This window comes from Mycobacterium kyorinense (assembly GCF_001672775.1).
Classification (GTDB): domain Bacteria; phylum Actinomycetota; class Actinomycetes; order Mycobacteriales; family Mycobacteriaceae; genus Mycobacterium; species Mycobacterium kyorinense_A.
The window spans coordinates 1-543 of the sequence record NZ_LZKJ01000160.1; the positions used below are offsets into that span (position 1 = coordinate 1).

1 pseudogene is annotated in these 543 nt (G+C 58.9%); it reads left to right on the plus strand.

Going from position 1 to position 543, the window contains the following annotated elements:
- Positions 1–543, plus strand: a pseudogene (locus A5707_RS24205) (MMPL family RND transporter); the annotation flags it as partial.

Sequence of the window (543 nt, forward strand, 5' to 3'; positions counted from 1 at the left end):
GAGGGCTATGCGGCTGCGGACCGGCATTTCTCGCAGGCCCGGATGAACCCGGACCTGCTGCTGGTCGAAACCGACCACGACATGCGCAACCCCGCCGACTTCTTGGTCATCGACAAAGTGGCCAAGGCCGTGTTTCGCACCTCGGGCATCGGCCGGGTGCAGGCCATCACCCGACCCCTGGGGACCCCGATCAACCACGCCTCGATCCCGTTTGCGATCAGCATGCAAGGCACCACCCAGCAACTGAACATGCAATACATGCAAGACCGCATGAAAGACATGTTGGTGATGGGCGAAGACATGCAACGCAGCATCGACAGCATGGAAGCGATGCTCGAGATCACCCGCGGCATGGCCGAGACCACCCACAGCATGGTCACCAAGATGCATCTAGTAGAGGAGCACATCCAAGAACTACGAGAACACATGGCCGATTTCGAAGACATGTGGCGCCCGATCCGCAGTTACTTCTATTGGGAAAAGCACTGCTATGACATCCCGATCTGCTGGTCGCTGCGCTCGGTGTTCGAAGCCTTCGACAGC